The organism is Roseivirga sp., assembly GCF_034669765.1.
Taxonomy (GTDB): Bacteria; Bacteroidota; Bacteroidia; order Cytophagales; family Cyclobacteriaceae; genus Roseivirga.
Window position 1 is genome coordinate 142,807 of the sequence record NZ_JAXMOQ010000005.1, and the last position, 16,388, is coordinate 159,194.

Genomic DNA, 16,388 nt, shown 5'->3' on the forward strand with positions numbered 1-16,388 from the left:
TCGTATCATTTATAAAAACCATTTCTCAAATTGAAATTCAGAAATGAGAATATTAATGTTCAGAGGTCTCTATTTAGTTACCATTTTATTATTAATTGGCTGCTCAACGAATAAGCCAGCAAGTCACACTGAGTTGACGCTTGAAAATAAAAAGACTATAGAGCAATATGCTCAACAGTTGACTAAGAGTATTAACGATTATGATCACGTACTAATCAGAAGCTCATGGAGTAACGAGGCTTTTGCAAAAAGAGTGAAAAACCTCAACAATGTTCAGAGAAATGTATTCAATTATATTTTTGACAAGGAGATAAAGGACGAGATCAAATTCAACAATATTTCACTGGTGAATCATGTGAATTTAAAGAACGGTAAGATATATGTTTCTAAGATTGAACATTTTGACGTTCACTCTGAAATTACCTTCCTTTCCATTTTTGATGACAGCTATAACTTCATCAAATACCAAGTTGAGATAATTAATGACAAGCCTTACTTATGCGATCTTTTTGATCTTAAAAGTGGCATATGGTACAGTCAGACTGTTAAAAACATTATCAATCTCAATTCTCGATACGATATGTTTTCAGAAGAAAGAAGGATGGCAAATTTGGCCATGAGGAGTTCAAACGATGAACTTAGAAAAAGAGACACATTAAGCGCGCTATATTACCTCTATGAAATACCTGAAACCCATTGGGTTGGAAATGGGCTAAGTTTAATGAAGCTGAATCTTGCTTTAGGGGTTTCCGACAGTACTTATGGGGAAGTATTAGAAACTGAATTTGAGCATGACCAAAGCCTCTATTTAAAGTACCTATACTATCAATACTGGAATGACTCTGTAAACTTGAATAATGTCTACAACATTTTGAAAGGTCAAACTGGAGATGATATAAAACTTGACTCACTGATTAAAAGCAAAAGTCTTTGGCGGTAACGCTCCTATCGCAGGTTCTCCGATTTATCTGCCTTTGGCAGGACCAGTGACGACTTATTAAAAAGGGACTCTGTCCCGGTCAAACTAACTCTACATTCGCCAAACCTATTTCTCCAGCATAAGCTCCCGCACTCGAATAAACATAGTCTTCTGGTGTGAAGCAGATTCCCGCTCTAATTGGATTGAGGTGAATATAATTTAGCCTTTCTTCAAACATGTTATTTCTATCCAACGGAATTGGATGGTTCTCATGCCTCCAAATTTTGGAATGAGTGTTCGAACTACTCATTTCTCCCTGACTTTCTATGATCCATAGCAGCCAGTCTTTTCTGCTTTCCCGCTGATCTTGCTTCAACATCTCATAAATCACTTTGGCAGAATATCTCTTAAAGTCTCTTATTACTGAAGAAAGGTTCTCGCCATTTCCTGTTCTAACAATCAAGTGAACATGGTTCGACATAATGACATATGCATGGACAATCAAACCTTTATTCTTGATGCAAAAATTCAGGTTTTCGACTATAATATCCTTGTAGCGCTGGCGATTGAATAAGTCTACCCATTCCACAACAGTCATAGTTACGAAGTGAGGGATGTCATTTTCAGAAAACCGATAGGCCGTACTCATAATTAAATATACTAATTAAGGCTTGGCATACTTATCGTTTTTTGCTGGTGTTATGCGGACAGAGTCCTAAAGCTCATAGTAAGTCACAGGTTCGGAGAACCTGCGACAGTAGCAAAGGCAGATAAATCGGAGAACCTGCGACAATTTGTGTAATCACACATTTCTACAATATGTTTATTTTAATTATAATATTAACTATATTGTTTTAATTAAAGCACTAAACTTCAAGAAAATGACTAACCTTTTTCTCAAAGCAAAGCATTGGCAATTATTCTCAATCCTTATTGGGCTTCCGATCTCAGGCTACATAATCATGTTCGCCCTCTTATTTAGTTATGCTACTACAACGAATGACTTAGATGATACTACGTTGAAAAGTTTTATGGTTATACTTCCTGGTGTTGTATTTCTAGTGATGTGTATGCTCTTTGGTTGGTTCTGGTCCATTGCTATCGGTTTACAGTCAAAAGTTCCTGCTACCGTTAAAATGAAGGTTAAGAAATTCAAGGTGTTTTTCTTCATTCCTTTCATCTATATTCTTTCCCTGTTGGTTTTTATGGCCTTCTTTGGATTCACTGATCTTGAGGCCAACACTGACTTTTACTCCATCTTTCCTTTTGGCTTACTTGCGGTCTTGCTACCACTTCATTTCCTTTCCATTTTTGGCATTTTCTACTCACTATACTTTGTAGCGAAAACTTATAAAACTATTGAATTGCAAAGAGAAGTCAGCTTCAGTGATTTTGCAGGAGAGTTTTTTATGATCTGGTTTTACCCGGTTGGTGTTTGGTTCATTCAGCCTAAAATCAATCAAATGGTGGAAGGAACATCGCCTATTAAGGTCCAGTATATTTAGATTCTACTTTAATATTAAACGGACAGAGTCCTACTGATCATAGCGAGTCACAGGTTCTGCCAAAGGCAGATAAATCGGAGAACCTGCGACAGAAGTTTCTTTATTCCAAAGTTACTCTGTGTTTTATGACTTGCTCATAAAAATGATGAATCCGAAACATCTGCTCGGCACCTACCTTTTGGCCCGCTTGGGCCACTAGATATAAGCCTATTCCAATGGCAGCCATAATCGGAATAGCCCATAAAATAGGTGCTTCCTTTTCAAGCATAAGCTGAGATAGCCCAAAGACCCCAACGAATAAAGAAAGTACACCAAGCGCAGCATAGGACATAAAGAAAACAGCCCAAACGCTTGGCTTTGGCCCGTATAGTCCTCGAATTTCAAGACCTCCCTCTGCCTGCACTTCAAACGTGAGCGTAAGCTGTGGTGACCAATAGTGCCTTTCTTCAAGGCAAATCTTTATCACACAATATTGCTCAGAGACAAGCCCTATGAATTCTTGATTTTGATCAATGGCTTCTTTGATCTCATTGACGCAATCATTGGTAGTTCCTTTTACTGTGGTTTTAAACCGTGGTCTGATTCGGAGGCTTGACATGGCTAGAAAAATAAACATTCACCTGTCAAAAACATAACCATAGAAATAAATCTATGCTGTGCTCATTCAATTCGATAAATCTGTAGCACTCAGATTACTGACGGAGTCCTACTGATCATAGTAAGTTACAGGTTCTGCCAAAGGCAGATAAATCGGAGAGCCTGCGACAGTTTTGCATGCTCACTTCAACACTTTAATATCGAACTTGAGCGCTCCCATTTGACCATTGTCGCCATAAGCGTCTATATGAACATTAAAAATAGATCGAATATCTGAAGTAAAAAATGAGACCTCGGCTTCGCCATTTTCATTGGTCAGAATACTCGGCCTCCAAATCAATGAATTTCGGAAATCGGTAAAAACCCTGTCTTCTGGTACTTTATCATAATCGGGTTCGTAGACTTCGGGCACTTCGTAATAACCATTAAAATAAGTGGTAGTGTTGGCTTCTTTAGGTGCTCTATAGGTTTTGAGAACCCCGTTTATATAGAGTCTTTCACCGTCCCTCGGCTCTCTACCAAACGAATGGTTACGGCAGTTGAGAATGTCGAATGTGCAAACATAGTCTGTGTTCCTGCCTTCAATAATATTCCGAGCATTCCCATGAGCAACACCATATTCGTCTTGATGTGATTCGACTACAAAATCGTCTAACCTTCTTACATCATTCTCTACTTGAGGAAGAATATTCCAGTTTTTCGTTGAGGCAAAGATTCTCTTTTGTTGGTCAAGCTTATCCCAACTCCATTTAACGGTGGCATCAAAGGGTGTATGGAAATTCAAAAGTGCTCCTTCAACCTCATCCGTCTTAAAGAACATCTTCCCTCCTCTGGACCAATACAACATATTGTCCGTTATTAGCAATTCTCCATTTTTGTCGGTACTCAAAACTGAAGCGCCAAACATAGAAACCACTTGTATCTTTTGTTGATCGAGCGCTTTGAGTACTTTTTTAGAAACCGAGTTTGGGTTAATTTTCACCGACACTTTTAAGTCTGAATCGGTTAAACTTTCTACCAGGATTCTCGGCCATCTATAAGAACGCCAGCCTTGCGTGAGCATTAATAGATCCAAGTTATCTCTATCAGTTTTTGATTCACCAGAAAAATAGCTTTTCGGATGATGAACCCGACCTTTGATTTCATTCGATAAAAAGAAATGGGAAACGATATTATCTTCATCAAAAACGGATTTAAAAACCTCATCCACCACCGACATCCCAATTACCGTTTGAACAGGATCTCCCTGACCATCAGTCACTTTTAGTTTAAGATCAATCCTTTCCTTTGTAGTATAATTGGTCTTATTCAGTTCGTAGACGATGTTCAGTCTTTTTTGATTGTTCACGAAAACCAACCGCTCCGCCAGCTTTTGCCCACTGCTATTGGAAAGGCTCACTTTGATAATCCCCCTAGGTAAGGACGCAGTCGGTACTTTTAAAGGCATCCCCTCACCCGAAATAATCATCTTCGATTCATAATAGAGTATCCCTCGTTGTTCTATAGCGAATGTCAGTGAGTCTCCTTCAAAGCCCTCGCTTTTCTTAACTGCAAAAAGAAGATCATCTTCCGTTTGTTTGGACAGGTTCAATACGAATCCGGCATCAAATACTTTAGGAAAACTATAAAGAGAGTCGATTTTGGGAGAAATGATGGAAACTGAGTATTGCTTTGAGGGCAGCGGTAGAACGTAAAAACTCCCCATTCCATTATGGCGAGATTTAAAAGAAGTAATCACCTTTCCCTTTTCATCAATGACAACGGCAGAATCAATCTCTATGGGCGTTCCGTTCTTTTGAACCGCCTTAAAGGCAATTTGAGTAGAAATTCCTTGAACAAGACTCCCTCCTTCTGGCATTAGATTGAATTGGATCCGTTGTGTATTTGTAGGCAGGGCCACAGGAAGTTCAAATTGTTCCTCGCCCAAATTGGAATCCACATCAATCTTTAAAATTAGGTTTTCGAATGTCTTTAGTTTATTGAAGCTTGGTATAGCAACCCCCAAACTATCAGTAGTGGTTTTAACTCGAGCTAGGCGTTTGTTTTCACTCCATATTTCGGCATTAATTTTGGCCTTCGCTACCAATTCGCCAGATTTCCTCACCACCTTGATTTTTGGTGACAATGTATTTAGCTCGGCCGTTAATGCATTATCAAAATTCACATCTACCAATATGGAAGGCGTTATTCTTGATTTAAGTAGTATGCTTTTGGTCTTTTTCACCTCATCAGAAAAGGAGTTCCTAGTAAAGGCAAAAAGGCTATACTCTCCTTGTTTCAGCGTGTCGGCAAGGAAAATATGACCTTCTGAAAAACCATTGCTGATTTCAAATATCTCCTTGAAAACAATTTCGTTTTCGGCCTTACTTCTCAGCTCTACAAATAAGGAAGTGTCGCGACTAGAAGGTAGTAGGCTTTGCGAATTTAAAACCGTGGCACTGAACCACAGGTCTTCCCCCAATTCGAAAACCGATTTATTGAGTTGAAGGTAAATGGACTGTTCATTCGAAGGATTTTGTGCAGCCAAATGGCCCACCTGGGAAGTTTGAAGCCCAACAACAACAAAAAAGAGACCGATGAGCTTTTTCAATATTCACATATTAAATAAATAGACACCTGTCGGGTTTTAAAAACCTGACAGGTGTCTAATAATACGACCAAAATTACATATTCCTTCGGTACTGCCCGCCTACTTCGAACAATGCAGAAGTGATTTGACCGAGTGAACAATACTTGCTGGCTTCCATCAATTCTTCGAAAATATTCTGATTCTGAACCGCAGCAGCCTGAATTTTCTTGATCAACTCTTCAGCTTTCTCTGCATTTCCTTTTTGAAGTTGTTCCAGCATTTTAATCTGGTATTCTTTCTCTTCAGGGGTTGCACGTATCACCTCTTTCGGTAAAACAGTTGGTGAGCCTTTTGAGCTTAAGAAGGTATTTACTCCAATAATCGGAAATTCACCCGTATGCTTCAAGGTCTCATAGTAAAGTGATTCTTCTTGAATTTTACTTCGTTGATACATGGTTTCCATGGCACCAAGCACTCCACCACGTTCCGTAATTCTATCGAATTCAAGCAATACAGCTTCTTCCACCAACTCGGTCAGTTCTTCAATAATGAAGGAACCTTGCAGCGGATTTTCGTTAGTCGCTAAACCTAATTCTTTATTGATGATCAACTGAATGGCCATGGCCCTACGTACCGACTCTTCTGTTGGAGTAGTAATGGCCTCGTCATAAGCATTGGTATGCAAAGAGTTACAGTTGTCGTAAATAGCATACAAAGCTTGTAACGTAGTTCTGATATCGTTGAAGTCAATCTCTTGCGCGTGCAACGAACGACCCGAAGTTTGAATATGGTATTTCAGCATTTGCGCTCTGGCATTTGCTCCATACTTCTGCTTCATGGCCTTCGCCCAAATTCTTCTGGCTACACGGCCAATCACCGCATATTCAGGATCAATCCCATTCGAGAAAAAGAAAGAAAGGTTCGGCCCGAACTTATCAATGTCCATTCCTCGGCTTAAGTAGTATTCTACGTAAGTAAAGCCATTCGCCAAAGTAAAGGCCAATTGTGAAATTGGGTTGGCGCCTGCCTCGGCAATATGATAACCTGAAATAGATACAGAATAGAAGTTCCTGACATTCTTGTCGATGAAATATTGCTGCACATCACCCATCAAGCGAAGGGCAAATTCAGTAGAGAAAATACAAGTGTTTTGTGCTTGGTCTTCTTTTAGAATATCGGCCTGAACCGTGCCACGCACTACTGAAAGCGTCCTAGCCTTAATTTCTTGGTAGACATCCGCTGGTAAAACCTGATCACCGGTAACACCCAGAAGCATCAGTCCCAAGCCGTCATTTCCTTCTGGAAGCTCACCTTGGTATTGTGGACGCGTTACACCTTTCTTCTTGTAAATCGCTTTGATTTTCTCTTCAATTTCAGCTTCTAAGCCATTCTCTTTGATGTACACTTCACACTGCTGATCGATGGCGGCATTCATAAAGAAACCAAGCAACATTGGCGCAGGGCCGTTGATGGTCATTGAAACCGAAGTAGTTGGCGATGACAAATTGAAGCCAGAATATAATTTCTTCGCATCGTCTAGACAGCAAATACTTACGCCAGAGTTACCAATTTTACCATGAATATCGGGTCTGTAACCCGGGTCGTTTCCGTAAAGTGTTACCGAATCGAAAGCCGTAGACAGACGAGCGGCTGGCATTCCTAAGCTCACATAATGGAAACGTCTGTTGGTTCTTTCTGGCCCGCCTTCACCTGCAAACATACGGGTTGGGTCTTCGCCCTCTCTTTTAAAAGGATAGATTCCAGCAGTATAAGGGAATTCACCTGGCACATTTTCTTGCAATGACCATCTTAAAATATCGCCCCAACTTCTGAATTTTGGTAAAGATACTTTCGGCACTTGCGTGTGAGAAAGCGACTCAGTATGTGTCTGTATTTTTATCTCTTTATCACGAACCTTGAAAGAGTAAACTGGATCAGTATAGGTTTTCTTTTTGGCTTCCCACTCTTCAATTAAGATCCAGTTTCTTGGATCCAAATCAAGCTTTACTTGCTCGTAGGTTTCCTGTAAACCTTTAATCAATCGGTCACGATCGGCAATCGTTGAATTCTTGAGCGTAGCCATTGAGGTGTGTAAACCGTAAAGTTTATCCGCTACATCGGCTTGATTTAAAGCCCAGTCATCGTATGAACGATTTGATTCAGAAATCTCAGAAAGGTAACGAGTTCTGCTTGGAGGAATCACGAAGATCTTCTCAGACATCTCATTGGTAATCTCAAAAACGGATTCCAATTTAGCACCCGTTTTCTCTACCACTTTATCCATAATTACACGGTAAAGTGAGTTCATTCCTGGATCGTTGAACTGTGAGGCGATGGTTCCATGCACAGGCATGTCATCTACCTTGGCCGACCATAATCCGTGGTTACGTTGGAATTGTTTTTTAACATCACGCAGCGCATCTAGTGCTCCGCGCTTATCGAATTTATTGAGGGCAATTACATCGGCAAAATCGAGCATGTCGATTTTCTCTAATTGTGTTGCCGCACCATACTCTGGCGTCATCACATAAAGCGATACATCTGAGTGGTCTAATATTTCAGTATCGGATTGACCAATACCAGAAGTTTCTAAAATAATGAGGTCATATTGAGCGGCTTTTAAGATTTGAACCGCTTCGCGAACGTGCTTTGAAAGCGCCAAATTCGATTGACGAGTAGCCAATGAGCGCATGTAAACGCGAGAATTGTTAATCGAATTCATTCGAATTCTATCTCCCAAAAGTGCTCCACCCGTTTTTCTTTTCGAAGGGTCAACCGATACAATGGCGATAGTTTTATCTTCAAAGTCCATCAAGAACCTGCGCACCAACTCATCCACCAATGATGATTTTCCAGAGCCACCAGTTCCAGTAATTCCAAGAATTGGAGTCTCTACCTTATCGGCCATGGCATGCACCTTGTCCATTTCACCTTTTGACTCTTCAGGGAAGTTTTCCGCAGCAGAAATCAATCGCGCAATCGCCTTTGTGTTTTTCTCAACAATGTGATCTATTTCATCAGTCAAGTTTTCTCCCGTAGGAAAATCGCACTGCTGCACCATGTCGTTGATCATGCCTTGCAAACCCATTTTACGCCCATCATCTGGTGCATAAATTCGGGTAATGCCATAATCCATTAATTCTTTAATTTCTTCTGGCAGAATTACACCGCCCCCACCTCCAAAAATCTTGATGTGACCAGCGCCTTTTTCCATCAGCAAGTCACGCATGTATTTGAAATACTCCACGTGTCCACCTTGGTAAGAGGTCATTGCAATGGCTTGCGCATCTTCTTGAATGGCGGTATTCACCACTTCTTCTACACTTCTATCATGTCCCAAATGAATCACTTCACAGCCAGTAGCCTGGATGATTCTCCGCATAATGTTTATGGCAGCATCGTGACCATCGAAAAGCGAGGCGGCTGTGACTAATCTTACTTTATTTTTGGGTTTGTATGGTGCTACTTCTTGCATAAAATGGTGTTCTAAGCTATTGGATTGCGAATTTAAGCAAAAGCAGTGAGTTTCCTAACAGTTGTTAGGAGGAAGTAGCGGTCAGAAAAACCAACGGTATAAATAAAAAACTCAATCTAAAAGTTCCCATATATGGAACTATTGCATATCTTTGAATGTATTCATGAAACGAATTATAGCTAAAAGCACCCTTAGATCGTTCTGGGAAAAGCATAATGAGGCAGAACAATACCTCAAAACTTGGTATGACACAGCCATGAGCAGTCAATGGAAATCTCCAAGTGACATAAAATCTACTTATGCCAATGCTAGTATTCTGAAGGAAAGCAGAGTGGTTTTTAATATTAAAGGAAATGCTTTTCGGTTAGTGGTGAAATTCAACTTTGAGAAAGAATGGGCATTCATTCGTTTTATAGGAACGCATTCTGAATACGATAAAATAGATGCCAATACGATTTAAGTTATGACAGGAATTATAAAAACCGAGGAGCAGTATCAGAAAGCCTTAAACCAATTGGAAGCAATTTTTGACGCTCCAATAGGCAGTGCAGAAAGTGACGAAGCAGATTTGCTTGTTTTACTCATCGATGATTATGAACAAAAGCATTATCCTATCGAAACGCCAGACCCTATTGAGGCCATTAAGATAAGAATGGAGGAAATGCAACTCAAACAAAAAGACCTGATCTCTGAGATTGGTGGAAAAAATCGTGTCTCAGAAATTCTGAATAAGAAAAGGAAGTTAACGGTTGAAATGATTCGCAACCTTACGAGTAGATTAAACCTATCCGCAAATATTTTGGTCAAGGATTATCAACTTACCAAATAGCCTTACTTCCCTAATTCCTTCAATGCCTTTTGGTTGATGTCGTCTTTAATGCCATCGAGAATATTCTGAATTTCACGGTCTGTTAATCGCCAACTCAAAGAAGCTCGGTTCGATTTCTGATTTTGATATTCAAATTCAACGCGCCTTAAATGGCTTCCATAATCAGATGAAATCATATCATAGCGCTGCTCGTTTTTAATCGTCTGAATTTGGTCCCAGCTTTTAACCGCACCTTGAATAGGTGAAATAAACTTCTGAATTAAGTTCTTAGAATGATCAGCCTCCACTGGTGGCTCTTTGCTCGAATCCCGAATGGTAATCATCACCACTTCCGAAGTATTCTCCTTGATCCAGTCTTTAAAAACATGTAGAAATGTGGTGGCATCTGAAATTCCATAATTGTCTGAAATTCCTGCATCAGCAATACTCATTCTAGGTTTAGTAGGTAATGAAATGGAAGGTGAGAAATACGGAAAAGTAGCACTCATTCGTAAGGCCGTTAAGAACCTTAAGCTATCAGGCTGATGCTGTGCTAAAAGCAAATTAAAATCTACTCCTTGAATTTTTGAATGGTCTCTGTCTGCACCGGTATTAAAAAAGGCTGTAGGATGAGGAGAAATATAGAGTTTTCTTCCATCGTTGGTAATGGTTGAACCCACAATTAATAGTGGGATTTCCGCATTGAACTCTGGCGCCCTATAGGTCGAAATAGGGTTATCCAATAAGCCATGAAGGTTAGACTTTAGCCTTTGTTCAAACTCATAGCCTCTTTCTTTTTTATACCTAAACCCACCATATTCAAAGCTCCTAAATTTCACAAACAGATCGTTTACAAGCAGGGTGAAAATAACTGGATTGAGTACGTCCTTACTAATATCAGCTAAATGCTCATGGGCTTGTGGTTCTAAATTCTTCCAAGCCAACTCACGATAAAAAGCTGCTCCAAATAAGCCTCCAGATGCGCCTGTAATCATAAAGGTGCTGTTCATTAAATCACCTTTAAAAACAGAATCTGCCTTCTGCATGACATTGGTCGTCCATAACGCAGAACGTTGCCCCCCGCCACTTACGGTAATCAAAACCATTTTGGGCTTATCTTCCATGAACTTCGCCTTCCAGTTTTCAAGCACCGCTAGCATATATTCTTTAGAGGCCTCCACATTTTCTTCTGAGGTATATTCTTGAAGGTTTTCTAACTTATATTCAGCCGGAGTACTTTCGTAATTCAGTCCATAAGCTGGATATTGATAAGTAAGAAAATCTGTAGCAAAAACCATATTCAGTAGAATGAACACGCCCACTATTCCACTGATAATCCATGACCTAAACCAGAAGCTTAAAGCACCTGTCAGCATTACAATCATGGTGAGTAATAAAGTACCAGAGGCAGCTGCAGGAATTTGAAAGATGGCTACGTCTTGAAAAAGCCCTAAGCTAAAAATAATCACGAGCACCAATGACTCGATAATAATCGCGTTTCGCTGATTCTGAAGAAAAACCCTCAAAATCGCCATTCGGTCATAGTACTCTTCGAAACGTCTGGTAGAGTAAACTTTGAAAGTAAGACTCAAGTAATAATCCACCTTCACCCTACTCCTTTTTAAAGACTGAAGTTTTCTAAAAGCCTTTAGCTTTTGGCTGTTGGTGCGTTTTAGTTTGAGCTGTTGGTTAATGCCCAACACTTTAAAAATATCTCTATTGGTTTTAAAGAAATAGGCAAACAAAAAGAATAAGAAGGCAATACAGCCCAACAACACTCCTGCTACCTTAATAGCAGTTTCTTGGCTAGCTCCTTCTCCTGCGTCTTGTTGAAATTGAATGATTTTGATCACATAGAACACCAAAAAGCTAAAAGGAATTAACGAGTTATTGATGCAAAAATGGGCCAATGGCTTGGGCAAAGTGCCCAAAAAAGGAAACCTAAAGCCATCTAGAATATAGCTGGTAATATTAAAGGCCATGCCAAAACCGGCTACGGCAATCCCCATGATGATAAAGCCCCAAATAGAAACTTCATCCAAATAAACAGGGTCTAAAAACAAGTACGGGATCCCTAAATTCTCCCCAAAACTTCCTCCTACTACCGAAAACAAAATAAACCAGTACACCAATAAAAATTGGTTGTATTTGACATGTACAACAAGGAGTTGCACAGGAAAACTGGACCATATTTTCTTTAATATTTTCAATTACTTCTCTCTACGGGTTCCTGAATATAACTCATACTCCAACAAGCGAGAATCGATTTTCGCGTTATAAAATTCAACCCTTCTTTTGGCACGTAAACCAATTGTTTTGGCCAAGTCCAAATTCCCAGTAAACACATAGCCCATATATCCTTTGCACTGCTGTTTAAAAAAATCGCCAATAGCAGAATAGATTTCTTCCAAGTCTTTATCGGCCCCTAGTCGTTCACCGTATTCTGGATTGAACATGACCACACCAGTTTCCTCAGGAATTTCCGTTTCTCTAAAATCACAAACCTGGAAATCGATCAAGTGATAAACACCTGCGGTTCTAGCATTCATTTTTGCAGAAGTAATCGCTCCACCGTTGATGTCCGATGCGATAATTCTAAAATCGAGCTTGCTTTTTCGCTGCAGCTGTGCTAGGCGTATATAGCCTTGCCATGATTCTTCACTATATCCATTAATGTGCATAAAACCGAAGTTTTCACGAAACAAACCTGGAGCAGTGTTGGTCGCTATCAAGGCTGCTTCAATGGCCAACGTACCACTTCCGCACATTGGATTTACGAATGTGCTTTTTTTGTTCCAATTACTGGCAATGATGGCCGAGGCCGCCAAAGATTCAATCATTGGGGCTTTACCTGGTATTTTTCTGTAGCCATGTTTCGCAATGGTTTCGCCAGAAGTATCAAAGTAAACTCGTACTTTTTCGTCCCTCCAGTATAAATGAATGACAGTGCCATCTCTATCTGAACCTGAATCGGGGCGTTTGCCTGTTTTCTTTACGAATCGGTCGGCAATTGCATCCTTTGCTCTTAGGTTGGCAAAACGATCATCGGTAATGGTATCGTTACGCACGTAAGAGGTGATCGAAAAATAATCATCTATATCGAAATAGTCTTCCCACGGAATCTTGGATAACTCTTTATACAATTCATCCGCATTGACGGCCCTGAATCTTTTAATTTGAAAAAGCACCCGTCCCGCAGTTCGCAAAAACATATTGAGCTTTAAACAATCGTCCATAAAGCCGTTGACTTCTACTTCCGTAAGGCCCTGACTTTCCACTTTAAAGCCTAAGGCTTCAATTTCTTGAGCAAGCCAAGGACTTTGTCTTGGAAAACAAGTGACAACAATTTGACTGGGGTAAGGGAATACTAAACTCATATTGGCGTGAAGTACCGAAATTTTTAACAAAATATCCGACTTCGAGAAGATAGCTGATATAAAACTTATAAATCAACGGTAAACCTCAGGTAAGTTTCTTCGATAGAAATTTCAAATCTCTACTGTTTTCATCAATATCAATTGTATTTTTGACCCCTCATTTAAAGAATGGAACTATGAAAACTTGGTTTACCTGTAAGGTGAAATATATGAAGGAAGACGAACAAGGTCGCACCAAAAGTGTGAGCGAAACGTATTTGGCCGATGCCCTTTCTTTTACCGAAGCCGAAGCCAAAATCTACGAAGAGATTGGCCAGCGTGTAATGGGTGAATTTCAAGTAACTGGTATTGCAAAAAGCAGAGTTACCGATGTTTTTGAATACCCAGATGCCGACACTTTCTTTAATTGCAAAGTGGTATACATGGCAGCCGATGCAGATTCTGGTAAGGAAAAGAAGATTGCAAACCTCATGATGGTGACCGCCAGCGATGTAAAGCAGGCTTACGAACGTATTCGCGAAAGCTTAAATAATATGTTGGTTACTTTCACTATTCCTGAAGTGAAGGAATCGCCAGTTTTAGAAATTTTCCATCATTCGGCAGAACAGAAAGTACCAGAAGGTTTTAAGCCTATTGCTGAAGTTCAAGGCACAGCAGAAGATGAAGACGAAGAAGATGAAGAAATTTGATCAAGTAAATTCCGCTGCATTCGAGTGCCTAAGGGCTAAGTTGAAAAGTCAGGGCATTGAGCTTCAAGGCATCAGTGGTTACCTGTCTAAAAACGGAATATCACTCGACTTCGATTATTCTGAAGCCGAAGAAAGTCTGAGCATTTCTAATCTCGAAGTGGGTTTTCCTGCCTCTATGATTGGCATGAATAAAGACAAAGTACTCGGTATTTTAGAGAAGGCCATTTCAGAATGTAGAGGGTAAAACATGAACAGCAAGTACATTTTTGGTGCAATGATTACCATTCCTCTGTTACCAATTATGTACTTTCAAGGCAAAAGAATTCGCGCCAGCGTACCTTCTTTGCCCGAAGCCAAAGGTACCGAAGGGACTACATCATCTTTCCCATCTTCCAAAGCACTTAAGATTATCACCCTAGGCGAAAGCACCATTGCCGGTGTTGGCGTGTCCACACATCAGGAAGGTTTTACAGGAACTTTGGCCAATAGCCTAGCTGACAAACTCGGCACAAATATCAGCTGGAAAGTCTATGCAAAAAGCGGTTATACCGCCAAACATGTAACCAAAAAGCTGATCCCTCGCATCAAAGAACCTGAAGCCGATCTTTTGGTGATAGGGCTTGGCGCAAACGATTCATTTACTTTCAACAGCCCCAAACAATGGGGGAAAGATATTGATGCTTTGATTATCGCTTTGAGGAAAAAGTTTGGAAACACTCCGATTCTTTTCACCAACATGCCCCCGATTAAGCTCTTCCCTGCTTTTACCAGCCTGATTAAGTTTTCTATGGGAAACTTGGTTGAAATGCTGGGAGAAAGGCTTGAGCAAACCATCGCCAAACATGAAAATGTTTTTTACGATGCCCAAAAAATCAGTTTTGAAAATTGGATCGATAAAATAGATCCTTCTACGAACAGCTCAGATTTCTTTAGTGATGGTGTTCACCCTTCCAAACTGACCTATCAAGTTTGGGCAAAGGAAACCGCTAATTATGTGGTTCAGCACTCGCTAATCAAGGATTAGGTTCTTCTTAATACTCTGAATACCCCCCAAAGTTAATGTTCATAAATGGAGGATACTTAGGTCTGATATCTAGGTTCTCAATACTATTTTAATACCCATACTTTTCTTTCCACATGGCTTGCAGACGCTTGCGCATTTCTTCTTCGCGTGGGTTTTTACCCGGATCGTAGAGTTTGGTTCCTTTGATTTCCGCAGGTAAAAATTCTTGGTTGACAAAGTTACCGGGGAAGTCATGCGAGTATTTGTAGCCTTTGCCATAACCCTCTTCCTTCATCAATTTAGTTGGCGCATTCCGGATGGGCAATGGCACTTGTAAATCGCCTGTTTGACGCACCAAAGCCTGGGCTTGGTTAATGGCCATGTAGGCGGCATTACTTTTAGCGGAAGCCGCCAAATAAGTAACGCACTGCGACAAAACGATTCTTCCTTCAGGATAACCGATCATACTCACGGCCTGAAATGCTGTAGTAGCTATGACCAAAGCAGTGGGGTTTGCGTTCCCAATATCTTCGGAAGCCAATATGACCAACCTGCGGGCAATGAACTTGATGTCTTCACCTCCCTCAATCATTCTTGCTAAATAATACACCGCTGCATTGGGGTCGCTGCCGCGAATAGATTTGATGAAAGCGGAAATGATATCGTAATGCTGTTCGCCCGACTTATCATAAATGGCCACCCGCTGTTGCGCAATGTCAATCACTTTATCGTCCGTGATTTCTACTTCTTGGCCACCAAGGTTCTCCACCACCAAATCGAGTAAATTCAGCAGCTTTCTGGCATCTCCCCCCGAAATACTAAACAGCGCTTGGGTTTCCTTTAAATGGATGGTTTTCTGACTTAAAATTTTATCCTTCAGAATGGCACTTTCCACCAAACGAAGTAAGTCTTCTGTAGAAAGACCTTTGAGCGTGTACACCTGCGATCGCGACAAAAGTGCCGAATTGACTTCGAAAGAAGGGTTTTCTGTGGTAGCACCGATTAAGGTAACATCTCCCTTTTCCACTGCACCCAAAAGGGCATCTTGCTGCGACTTATTAAAACGATGAATTTCATCAATAAAAAGAATGGTATTCGATTGAAATTTTGCTCGTTGAATTACCTCTCTTATTTCTTTTACACCTGCACTTATCGCACTCAGGGATATAAACGGGGCCCTTACGGTATTCGCAATAATATTGGCAATGGTGGTTTTACCCACGCCCGGAGGCCCCCAAAGAATCATGGATGGAATTCCGCCCGACTCAATGGCCCTACGCAAAACCCCGTTTTTCCCAACCAAATGTTCTTGACCAATCAGATCATCTAAGGTTTGGGGACGAATGCGTTCGGCAAGGGGTTTTTGAGACATTTCCATGCAACGAAATTAGGAAGGTTAAGTGAGAAGAACAGAGATAACTCTCCAAATTTGTGCAACAATTTTCA

At 40.5% G+C, this 16,388-nt stretch carries 14 protein-coding genes; 7 read left to right on the forward strand and 7 right to left on the reverse strand.

Translation table 11 applies throughout. The annotated features are described in order from the left end of the window. Positions 1-43: 43 nt before the first annotated feature. The gene (locus VOI17_RS11470; protein ID WP_323757364.1) at positions 44-940 is read left to right on the forward strand and encodes a hypothetical protein; all 897 of its coding nucleotides are present in this window, start codon (positions 44-46) and stop codon (positions 938-940) included. 79 nt (positions 941-1,019) lie between these two features. On the opposite strand, the gene VOI17_RS11475 is transcribed toward VOI17_RS11470, so the two are convergent. Then, entirely contained in the window at positions 1,020-1,568 is a 549-nt protein-coding gene (locus tag VOI17_RS11475; RefSeq protein ID WP_323757365.1) for an REP-associated tyrosine transposase, read from the reverse strand. Positions 1,569-1,800: 232 nt separating this feature from the next. Between VOI17_RS11475 and VOI17_RS11480 the strand changes: the two genes are divergently transcribed. Beyond that, positions 1,801-2,424, forward strand: a complete 624-nt coding sequence (locus tag VOI17_RS11480) for a hypothetical protein (protein ID WP_323757366.1) — start codon at positions 1,801-1,803, stop codon at positions 2,422-2,424. Between the two features lie 100 nt (positions 2,425-2,524). On the opposite strand, the gene VOI17_RS11485 is transcribed toward VOI17_RS11480, so the two are convergent. From VOI17_RS11485 to VOI17_RS11495, 3 genes are all read right to left on the reverse strand, one after another. Then, positions 2,525-3,022: a hypothetical protein gene (locus VOI17_RS11485; RefSeq protein WP_323757367.1), complete on the reverse strand. Its 498-nt coding sequence runs from the start codon at positions 3,020-3,022 to the stop codon at positions 2,525-2,527. A 180-nt stretch (positions 3,023-3,202) separates the two neighbouring features. Further along, positions 3,203-5,611, reverse strand: coding sequence for a hypothetical protein (locus tag VOI17_RS11490; RefSeq protein WP_323757368.1), 2,409 nt, complete (start codon positions 5,609-5,611; stop codon positions 3,203-3,205). Between the two features lie 73 nt (positions 5,612-5,684). Continuing rightward, positions 5,685-9,065: a methylmalonyl-CoA mutase family protein gene (locus VOI17_RS11495; RefSeq protein ID WP_323757369.1), complete on the reverse strand. Its 3,381-nt coding sequence runs from the start codon at positions 9,063-9,065 to the stop codon at positions 5,685-5,687. A gap of 163 nt (positions 9,066-9,228) precedes the next feature. Here VOI17_RS11495 and VOI17_RS11500 point away from each other — a divergent pair, with 163 nt between their 5' ends. Next, positions 9,229-9,525, forward strand: coding sequence for a type II toxin-antitoxin system HigB family toxin (locus VOI17_RS11500; RefSeq protein WP_323757370.1), 297 nt, complete (start codon positions 9,229-9,231; stop codon positions 9,523-9,525). A 3-nt stretch (positions 9,526-9,528) separates the two neighbouring features. Continuing rightward, positions 9,529-9,894 carry a transcriptional regulator gene (locus VOI17_RS11505; RefSeq protein ID WP_323757371.1) on the forward strand — a complete coding sequence of 122 codons (366 nt, stop codon included), beginning with the start codon at positions 9,529-9,531 and terminating at the stop codon, positions 9,892-9,894. A gap of 2 nt (positions 9,895-9,896) precedes the next feature. Here the strand turns inward: VOI17_RS11505 and VOI17_RS11510 are convergent, their stop codons facing one another. Then, positions 9,897-12,083 carry a patatin-like phospholipase family protein gene (locus VOI17_RS11510; RefSeq protein WP_323757372.1) on the reverse strand — a complete coding sequence of 729 codons (2,187 nt, stop codon included), beginning with the start codon at positions 12,081-12,083 and terminating at the stop codon, positions 9,897-9,899. After that, positions 12,084-13,280 carry a THUMP domain-containing class I SAM-dependent RNA methyltransferase gene (locus VOI17_RS11515; protein WP_323757373.1) on the reverse strand — a complete coding sequence of 399 codons (1,197 nt, stop codon included), beginning with the start codon at positions 13,278-13,280 and terminating at the stop codon, positions 12,084-12,086. Between the two features lie 146 nt (positions 13,281-13,426). Here VOI17_RS11515 and VOI17_RS11520 point away from each other — a divergent pair, with 146 nt between their 5' ends. The 3 genes from VOI17_RS11520 to VOI17_RS11530 are packed head-to-tail and all read left to right on the forward strand — an operon-like array spanning position 13,427 to position 14,963. After that, positions 13,427-13,939, forward strand: coding sequence for a DUF4494 domain-containing protein (locus VOI17_RS11520; protein ID WP_323757374.1), 513 nt, complete (start codon positions 13,427-13,429; stop codon positions 13,937-13,939). Then, positions 13,911-14,183, forward strand: a complete 273-nt coding sequence (locus VOI17_RS11525) for a hypothetical protein (protein WP_323757375.1) — start codon at positions 13,911-13,913, stop codon at positions 14,181-14,183. Before VOI17_RS11520 ends, VOI17_RS11525 begins: the two co-directional genes overlap by 29 nt. 3 nt (positions 14,184-14,186) lie before the next feature. Next, positions 14,187-14,963: an SGNH/GDSL hydrolase family protein gene (locus tag VOI17_RS11530; protein ID WP_323757376.1), complete on the forward strand. Its 777-nt coding sequence runs from the start codon at positions 14,187-14,189 to the stop codon at positions 14,961-14,963. An 88-nt stretch (positions 14,964-15,051) separates the two neighbouring features. Here the strand turns inward: VOI17_RS11530 and VOI17_RS11535 are convergent, their stop codons facing one another. Then, complete coding sequence (locus tag VOI17_RS11535; protein WP_323757591.1) at positions 15,052-16,314, reverse strand: replication-associated recombination protein A; 1,263 nt, start codon at positions 16,312-16,314, stop codon at positions 15,052-15,054. Positions 16,315-16,388: the final 74 nt, after the last annotated feature.

Excerpts from the sequence above, each read along its gene's own strand:
- VOI17_RS11470 (WP_323757364.1), top strand. The coding sequence starts at position 44 with ATGAGAATATTAATGTTCAGAGGTCTCTATTTAGTTACCATTTTATTA.
- VOI17_RS11475 (WP_323757365.1), bottom strand. The coding sequence starts at position 1,568 with ATGAGTACGGCCTATCGGTTTTCTGAAAATGACATCCCTCACTTCGTA.
- VOI17_RS11480 (WP_323757366.1), top strand. The coding sequence starts at position 1,801 with ATGACTAACCTTTTTCTCAAAGCAAAGCATTGGCAATTATTCTCAATC.
- VOI17_RS11485 (WP_323757367.1), bottom strand. The coding sequence starts at position 3,022 with ATGTCAAGCCTCCGAATCAGACCACGGTTTAAAACCACAGTAAAAGGA.
- VOI17_RS11495 (WP_323757369.1), bottom strand. The coding sequence starts at position 9,065 with ATGCAAGAAGTAGCACCATACAAACCCAAAAATAAAGTAAGATTAGTC.
- VOI17_RS11500 (WP_323757370.1), top strand. The coding sequence starts at position 9,229 with ATGAAACGAATTATAGCTAAAAGCACCCTTAGATCGTTCTGGGAAAAG.
- VOI17_RS11505 (WP_323757371.1), top strand. The coding sequence starts at position 9,529 with ATGACAGGAATTATAAAAACCGAGGAGCAGTATCAGAAAGCCTTAAAC.
- VOI17_RS11520 (WP_323757374.1), top strand. The coding sequence starts at position 13,427 with ATGAAAACTTGGTTTACCTGTAAGGTGAAATATATGAAGGAAGACGAA.
- VOI17_RS11525 (WP_323757375.1), top strand. The coding sequence starts at position 13,911 with ATGAAGACGAAGAAGATGAAGAAATTTGATCAAGTAAATTCCGCTGCA.
- VOI17_RS11530 (WP_323757376.1), top strand. The coding sequence starts at position 14,187 with ATGAACAGCAAGTACATTTTTGGTGCAATGATTACCATTCCTCTGTTA.
- VOI17_RS11535 (WP_323757591.1), bottom strand. The coding sequence starts at position 16,314 with ATGTCTCAAAAACCCCTTGCCGAACGCATTCGTCCCCAAACCTTAGAT.